This is a genomic window from Gammaproteobacteria bacterium, from assembly GCA_028817225.1.
In the GTDB taxonomy this organism is placed as follows: Bacteria; Pseudomonadota; Gammaproteobacteria; order Poriferisulfidales; family Oxydemutatoraceae; genus Oxydemutator.
Genome location: JAPPQC010000018.1, coordinates 10,262 through 17,930, shown reverse-complemented (window position 1 = coordinate 17,930; position 7,669 = coordinate 10,262). Strand labels below are relative to the sequence as shown.

6 protein-coding genes are annotated in these 7,669 nt (G+C 65.4%); 1 reads left to right on the top strand and 5 read right to left on the bottom strand.

From position 1 onward, the window contains the following. A partial coding sequence (locus OXU50_02400) for a hypothetical protein (GenBank protein ID MDD9868734.1) occupies window positions 1-5,917 on the bottom strand: 5,917 nt, incomplete at its 3' end. Between the two features lie 397 nt (window positions 5,918-6,314). Here OXU50_02400 and OXU50_02395 point away from each other — a divergent pair. Next, window positions 6,315-6,521: a hypothetical protein gene (locus OXU50_02395; protein MDD9868733.1), complete on the top strand. Its 207-nt coding sequence runs from the start codon at window positions 6,315-6,317 to the stop codon at window positions 6,519-6,521. Window positions 6,522-6,526: 5 nt separating this feature from the next. Here the strand turns inward: OXU50_02395 and OXU50_02390 are convergent, their stop codons facing one another. From OXU50_02390 to OXU50_02375, 4 genes are read right to left on the bottom strand one after another with little or no spacing between them, the layout of a single operon-like run. Beyond that, window positions 6,527-6,667, bottom strand: a complete 141-nt coding sequence (locus OXU50_02390; protein ID MDD9868732.1) for a hypothetical protein — start codon at window positions 6,665-6,667, stop codon at window positions 6,527-6,529. A gap of 3 nt (window positions 6,668-6,670) precedes the next feature. Further along, a complete protein-coding gene (locus OXU50_02385; protein ID MDD9868731.1) occupies window positions 6,671-6,802 on the bottom strand; it encodes a hypothetical protein in 132 nt (43 codons plus the stop codon). Between the two features lies 1 nt (window position 6,803). After that, window positions 6,804-6,938, bottom strand: coding sequence for a hypothetical protein (locus OXU50_02380; protein MDD9868730.1), 135 nt, complete (start codon window positions 6,936-6,938; stop codon window positions 6,804-6,806). Further along, a complete protein-coding gene (locus OXU50_02375) occupies window positions 6,931-7,176 on the bottom strand; it encodes a hypothetical protein (GenBank protein MDD9868729.1) in 246 nt (81 codons plus the stop codon). Before OXU50_02375 ends, OXU50_02380 begins: the two co-directional genes overlap by 8 nt. Window positions 7,177-7,669 lie beyond the last annotated feature (493 nt).

Sequence of the window (7,669 nt, the reverse complement as noted above, 5' to 3'; positions counted from 1 at the left end):
CGCCGAGGCCGGCGGCGCCCGCGGCGGTGATGCCCGTCAGCGTCAGCGTCAGCGTCTCGGTGCTTTCCTCGTAGCCGTCGCGGTGGATGTTCAGCACGATGGCGCCCCGCGTCGCGCCGGCGGCGATGGTGGCCGCGCCCACGCCGCGGTCAATGACATCCGGGCGGCTGGGATGGTGCTCAACGGTTGCCGACACGCCGCCCGATGTGTGGTTCTGCAAGACAGTGAAGTTGTAATTAACCGTCACATCCGATGCCGCGCCGCCGTCCAAAGTGACCGTGAAGCGGGCGTTGTTGTTCTCCTGCACCGTCGCGGCGTTGGCCGACAGCGTGGCCGTGATCGGGTCGCTTTGTTCAATCACCACCTCAACGCTCGTCGCCGCGCCGAGTTCAATGCCGCCGGTCGCCGTCGGTTGCGACAGCGCCAGCGTCAGCCGTTCTTCGCCCTCGTTCAGGTTGTCGTCGGTTATCCGCAGCGTGAAGGTCTGCTGCGCGGCGGCGATATTCAGCGTCAGCGGCGAGGTCGCGGGCACCGCCAGGTCCTGCCCGCCGACGGCGGTGATAACGGCGTCGGCATCGCCTGCGGAACTGCCGAAGGTGGCCACCACGCGCGCGCTGCTGCCCTGCACCGGGCCTGTTACGCCGATGGTGAAGGTTTGCGTTGAACCCTCGGCCAGCCGCGTGCCGGGCGGCGGCGGCGACACAAATGACACGACGAGGGGGTCGTTGTCGGTGATGACGGCGCCGGTCAGCGCGCGGCGCGGGTAGCGCGCGTCGTCCACCTCGTCCAGTTCCACATTGTATTGTTCGTCGCGCTCGTTCAGGCCGTCGTCAAACAGCGCCACCGTGAACACCGGCGACGCCCGCTCGCCGGCGTTGATGGTGACATCGCCGCCGGGGTATTCCGATGCATTGCCGTCACCGAAGTCCGCCGGCAGCGCGCTGATGGCTGCATCGGTGGCGGTGGTGACGCCCCAGCGCAGCGACACCGCCTCCAACAGCACGCCGCCCGACGCCTCGACGCGGAAAGCCGCCGACGCGCCCTCTTCCACCGCGCCTGCCGGCGCCTGCACGATGGCCAGCGTGGTCGGGTCGTCGTCGGTCAGCGTCACTTGCGTGCGCGTCGTCGCGCCGAACACGGTGCGGCCCGCGCCGGCGGCGCCGGTGAACTCAATGTGGAAGGTTTCATCGCCTTCGTTGAGGTTGTCGTTGACGGTTCTCACCCGCACCTCGGCCATCGTCGTGGCGGCGGCCAGCGTGAGGCGGCCCGCTATCGCGCTGGAAAAGTCGGCGGCGGCGGCGTTGCCGGCGCCGGCGGGTGTCGGCACGCGGTAGTCCACCTCAACCGGCGCGGTGCGTTCGCCGCCGGACAGGTCAATGTGCGCGGTGATGATGTCGCCCTCGGCGGCGGTAACGGCGGTGTCGCGCAGCGTGATGGTTGTCGTGTCGTCGTCGTTGTCGGTCAGCGTTACGCTGCGGCTCAACATCGGCACGCCCGGCGCGGTGAGTTCTATCGTGAAGGTTTCGTCGCCCTCGTTCAGGCCGTCGGCGGCGGCGAGCAGTTCGAAGGTCTGCGAGCCGCCGCCGCCGGCGATGGTGTAGGCGAACATGCCGGTCAGCGCGCCGCTGAAGTCGTTGGCGCTTGCGGCGCGCGCGCCGTCACCGGCGACGCGCCAGGTAACCGTGGTGTCGGCGGTGAAGCCGCCGAGGGTTACGGTGTAAGTCGCGGTGGTGGCGCCCGCGCCGGCGCCGCCGGCGGCTTCGGCGATGGTTTCGGGGCCGTCGAGCATCAGGCGCGGGCCGGTTTGTTCGCTGGCGGCGATTTGCACCTGGGCGCTGAGCGGCGCGCCGGCGGTGATGTCGGACGGCTCGGCGTCGGTCAGCGTGACGGTCAGCGTCTCGGCGCTTTCGCCGAAGCCGTCTTCGTTGAGGTGCAGCGTGAACGACGCGCTGGTCTCACCGGCCGCAATCACCAGCGTGCCGCCGCCGGGGTCTCTGAAATCGGGCAGGCCGGTGGCGTTGGCCTCGCCGTCGCCGAGCGTTGCGGTGTAGGTGAGCGTAACCGGCGTTTGCAGCGCGACGGCGGCGCCGTTCTCGTTGGTGAGCCGGGCGATGAAGCGGATGCTGTCGCCCTCGGCGGCGGTGGCCGGCGCCGCGCCGAGCGAATAGCGCGGGCCGTCGTTGTCGGTTACGGCGATGACAAACCGGTTGGCGCCGCCTGCGAACGGGTAGCGGGTGGCGGCGTCGGTTACATCGGCGCCGGGCGTGAAGGTCAGCGCGAATTGGGTCTCGTCCGGCTCGTAGAGGTTGTCGTCGCGCAGGCGCAGCGTCAGCGTGGCGGCGGTGGTCATCGCCGCCACCGTCAGCGTGTTGTCGAGCGCGGTCAGCGGGGCGCCGCTTGCGTCGTTGAAGTCGTCCGCCGACAGCGTCGTTTCAAAGACATAGTCCAGCGGCAGATCCTGCCCCGGAATGCCGCCGCTGACTTCGGCGGTGATGCGCACAACGCCGCCCTCGGCGGTGGCGGTGGTGGAGGCGCTGAGGGTGATGGTGGAGGTGTCGTCGTCGTTGAACATCAGGCGAACCGGGCCGCCGCGCACCTCGATCAGGCCGGCGCTTTCGGCGACGGCCTCGCGGAAGCGGAAATCAATGGTCTGGCGGCCTTCGTTCAAGTTGTCGTCGGGCACCGGGATGGCGAAGTCAAAACCGGGGCTTCTGCTGCCGCCGTTGATATAGAACGGCGTCAGGGAAAAGCACAGCGTGTCGCCGCTCTCGGCGGCGCCGGCCGGACAGGCGCTTGCGCCGAAATTGACAGTCCTGAAGTCGCCGCTGATATCCGCAACAAAAGCGCCGAAATAATTCTGGCCCGTCAGCGCCTCCCCTTGCCGCCGCTGCGTATAGGCAAACCGGATGTCTTCGGTGGCCAGGCCGCCGGTAAAGTTGATGGGGCGGTCCCGGGTGTCGGAGAAGAACCGGATGCCTTCGGCAATCGGCTGCTCGGTGATGCCTACAATGAAACTGTCCACATCCACCGTCGGGAACTCAACCACTATCGCGTCGGCCGGATCCAGGGCGATGTCCGCCGTGATCGCCTCCGGCGTGTCGGTGGCGCCGTCGTCGCCGTCCAGCACGACGGTCCAAGTCTCGGTGCCCTCGTTCAGGTTGTCGTTGACGATGGGCAGCGAGATGGCGGCGGTGGCGCCGTCTGCGGCGCCCGAGGCGAAGGTAACCTGGCCGGTGCGCGCGGCGGTGCTGATGTCGGCCGGTTCCGCCGGGTTGGCGCTGTCTTCGGGGCCGGGCAGCACCAGCCAGGTAACGGCCATGCCGGCCGGCAGCGAGGTTCGGGTGTCGGCAAGGTCGGCGCTGTCGAGGTCCAGCGTCAGCGTGATGGATGCGGTGGCGCCCTCAGCCGCCGCCGTGGTTTCGGCGGTGATGCGCTGCCGGTGGCGGCCGGCGATGGCGGCGCGCACCGGCGGCGGTATCAGGTTATAGACGCCGGGCGCCGTCGAGGGGATGGACAGCGAGAAGGTGAACGCCTCGCGGAATTCGTCGGCGGCGTCGTTGCTGTTCAGCGGCAGCGTGATGGAGACAGTTCCCATGCTCGTGCCGCGCTCAAGCGGCGCGACGCCCGACGGCAGCGCCGTCAGCGCGTTGCCGGCATCGTCGGTGAAGTCGTTGGCCGACACGGCGCCGGAGATGATGCCGTCGGTGCTGACGCTCCATTGCAGCGGAATCGTCTCGACCAGCGTGCCGCCGGACACCGCGATGTTGAACACCGCCGCGGCGCTCTCGTCAAACCCGGTGCGCGGCGTGTCGGGGATGAAGCGCACGGTGGTCGGGTCGTTGTCCTGCCGGATGATGGTCCACTCGCCGGGGTTGGTATTCGCAGAGCCGATGTCCAGAACAACCCTGGCCGGGCCGGCGCTCTCGGCGACGGATTCGTCAAAGCGGATGATGACGGTTTGCGAGCCTTCGTTGTAGTTGTCATCCGGAGACCGCAGGGCAAGGCCCCCGGCGCAGGGCGACAAGCCGAAGGCGGCGACGCTAAGGGTGATGGTGTCCGTGGTAAAAGAAGAGCCCGTTGGGCTGAAGAAACGAAAATAGAGCGCATCCTCGTTCGCCTCTCCAATCCGCTCCGTCGTATAGGTGAACCGGACCGGCTCGGTGGGCACGCCTCCTGTGCAGGATACGAATGAACCGGGGTTGCTCTCCGTCCCTTCCGGATCATCGTGGAAAAACGATAAATTCCGGCTGTTCACCGTGATAACAAGCGTGTCATCGGCGTCCGGCGCGATGTCGCCCATCACGCGGTTGACGGGCAGGTTGGCGTCGAGGTTGTCCAGCAGCCGCACGACGAAGGTTTCGGTGCCCTCGTTCAGGTTGTCATTGGTGATGGGCAGCGAGATGGCGGCGGTGGTGCCGTCCGCGGCGCCCGAGGCGAAGGTGACCTGGCCGGTGTGCACGGCGCTGCTGATGTCGGCCAGTTCCGCCGGGTTGGCGACGGCGGCGGTTGAGGGCGATTCAATGCGGTAGTTGATGTCCAGCGCGCCGCCCAATGTGGCGATGCCGTTGAGGCCGAGCGTCAGCACGACGGTGGCGGTGGAGCCTTCCGCCGTCGGCGACGGCGCGGCGATGGACACGCTTTGCGCGACTTCGCCGTCTATCGCGGCGGCCACCTCGGTTTGCGCGAACCGGTATTCACCGGCGACGGAGTCGCCGACCGACAGTTGCAGCGCGAACGACTCCCGCACGGTGTCGGCGTCGTCGTTCAGCCGCAGCGTGACAACGCCGGTTGTGTCGTCGGGCCGCAGCAGCAGCGTGCCCGACGGAAACGCCGTCAGCGCGGCGCCGCCGCTGTCGGTGAAATCTTCGGGCGCGAGGGTGGTCGGCACGCTGCCGCTGATGGCGCTCCATTGCAGCGGCACATCCTCGATGCGGATGCCGCCGCCCAGTTCAATGTTAAAGGTCGCCTCGCCGCCCTCGGCAAACAGCAGCGCGGCGGCGGTGGCGGTGATGATGGTGGGGTCGTTGTCGGCCCGGGTGATGCGCCATTCGCCGGGGGGGTCGCCTTCATTGGGGCCGCGAACGATGACCGGGCCGGCGCTCTCGGCGGGGGCTTCGCCAAAGCGGATGACGACGGTTTGCGAGCCTTCGTTGTAGTTGTCATCGGGGAAAATCATGCCCATGCCGTTTCTGAGGTTATCGCACTGAGTGCCGTCGTTGATATATTCGGCGCTCATGATGAGGGCGTTTGTGGTAATGCTGTACCTGGGGTCGGGATCCAAACCGAACCTGAAATAGACCCCTTCCTCGTTCACTTCTCCGAACCGCTCCGTTGTGTAGGGAAGCCTGACCTCGTCGGTGGCCCGGCCGCCGAGGCACTGAAAGCGCTGAAGAGAGATGCCCTGTGTGCCGCCTTCCAGGCAAATGGGTAACCCTCCCCCCACCCGGATATTCGGGTCAGCGCCGCTGCAACTGTTCACGGAGTTAGTCCGGGGCTGAATCCTGAAGACGATCGCATCATCATCATCGGGGCCGATGGCTGTTGTGATGGACATCGGGCTGACGGGGGCAGCGCTTGAACCGCCTTGCAGTTGCACGACGAAGGTCTCGGTGCCCTCGTTGAGGTTGTCGTCGGTGATGGGCAGACGGATGGTCTGCATGGCGCCGCCGGCGGCGCCGGCGGTGAAGGTGACCGAACCGCTGTGCCCGGTGCTGATGTCGGCCAGCGCCGCCGCCCGCCCGCTGACGCCGGTGGCGGTTACCGCGTAATTAATGGTGACGGCGTCGGCCAGCGTGGTGCCGGTCGGCAGCGTCAGCGCAAAGGTGTAGGTGGCGGTGGCGCCTTCGTCAACAGTGCCCGGCCCGGTAAAGGCAATGCCGGAAGTCTGCGCCCGCACTTCACCGCCAATGGCAAGCAATGCGGTTAACAGCAGGGTGGCGAGGATGTGGGTATGCAGTGTGCGGAGCGCGCGCTGCGCGGGGTGGGTGGTGGTGCGGGCGGTGCGGGCAGTGCGGGCAGTGCGGGCGGTGCGGGCAGTGCGGGCGAACACGCCGGCAGACGCAACACAAAGACCGACGCCGCGCGAGGGCCGCCGGACACCGTGCAAAATGGCGCCGCGTGCAGTGCCGGGGCCGCTGAGAATGAGAGGCTGCATCATCAATTTCTTCTGTCCCGCCGCGCGGCGATTATATCAGCACCCGGCCACCACAAGCAAGCCGCACCGCCCGAAGCCCCCGTCTCACCAAAGCCACGCCGGGGGCTGGTGTGGGGGTTCTGTGGGCTTTCACTCGTCTATATGTATCGCGGATTTTGGCATGTCATCCCCCTTTTCCACGGCAGCCGGGCTGTCAGGGGGAATGGTCTTTGCCGCGCGGCCTGGTGTAATTCGGGATGATGAGGCGGGGTTTGTTTCTCCACTTTTCCACCAGGCGGTCAATTTGTGGCAGGAAAGTGATGAAAAGGATGACTCCGCAAAACAAGACGCCAAGAAGAATGGCGGCTATGTCTTGGGTAACTTCTGATTCAGTCATTGCTCAGGCGCGCCTTTTTTCCATTTTTCCACCAGGCGGTCAATTTGTGGCAGGAACATAACGAAAACGCCGATTCCGCAAAGCAGAAAAACAAGAAGAGAGGCGACTGCATGTCCGATGATGTCCGGTTCATTCATTGCTCAGGCGCGCCTTTTTTTCCACTTTTCCACCAAGCGGTCAATCTGTGGCAGGAACAGAATGCTAAGGGCGAATAAGCAAGCGCTGATGACGAGCACGCCAAATGCGATGTATGCGAAGATTTCTTCAGTCATTTCAGGTGCGTCTTTTTTTCCACTTTTCCACCAAGCGGTCAATCTGCGGCAGGAGTATGATGAATACGCCGATTCCGCAGATCAGGAAGGCAAGAAGAAAGGAGACTGCGTATTCGATGATTTCTCGTTCATTCATTTTTAGATTCCTCCAGTCGTTGAATGCGTTTGTGCGTAGCCCAAGTAAGGATTCCGCAGACAGCAGCAACCGCCACGGCGCCGCCAACACCGACCTGAAACATTATACCGAACTGCCCGGCATTGATGCGGTTGCCAATCCAGCCGGCCAGCACGATGAGTACGGCAAAAAACGCCAGCGACCATCTGCCGAGAAAGTCAATGCGCTTTTGCGCGCCCTGGGATGACATTTCGTTCATTGCGGTTTGCATTGTTCGGGGCTTTGGGCCGGACGAAGTGAGCGGCATTATACAAACATTTTTGTCGGGCGAAGTGTGTTTTTGGCGCATAAAAAAATGTTTTACCGTTCGTCGGATGCAATTTGTTGTTAGTTCATGGAGTTGAGTTTTTTGGGTTGGGAAGTGCGAGGTTTTGTTCGTGTTGAGGGGGTGTGATGCGCCTATAATGGTTGTATGGGTGATGCGATGTTTGCAGATTGTTTGCGCGCGTTGCTTGTGCGCGGCGGCGCTGGCGGCGGGTGTTGGCGGGCGCGAGTGCTGGCGGCTGCGGCGAACGCCGGCGGCGGGTGTTGGTGGCGGCTGTGCGGGCGCCGGCGGCGGCGGGCGTTGGTGCTTGCACCCGCCACTGGCGACGGCGGGTGTTGGCGGGCACCGGTGGCGGCTGTGCCCGGCCAGCGGTCATTCGTCGGCCAGATGCTGCCGTTCGTCGGGTGGCGTGCGCCAGGCCTTGCAA

Bases quoted from the DNA above. Each gene is read 5' to 3' on its own strand.
- OXU50_02395 (MDD9868733.1), top strand. From the start codon at position 6,315: ATGTCATCCCCCTTTTCCACGGCAGCCGGGCTGTCAGGGGGAATGGTC.
- OXU50_02390 (MDD9868732.1), bottom strand. From the start codon at position 6,667: ATGAATGAACCGGACATCATCGGACATGCAGTCGCCTCTCTTCTTGTT.
- OXU50_02385 (MDD9868731.1), bottom strand. From the start codon at position 6,802: ATGACTGAAGAAATCTTCGCATACATCGCATTTGGCGTGCTCGTCATC.
- OXU50_02380 (MDD9868730.1), bottom strand. From the start codon at position 6,938: ATGAATGAACGAGAAATCATCGAATACGCAGTCTCCTTTCTTCTTGCC.
- OXU50_02375 (MDD9868729.1), bottom strand. From the start codon at position 7,176: ATGAACGAAATGTCATCCCAGGGCGCGCAAAAGCGCATTGACTTTCTC.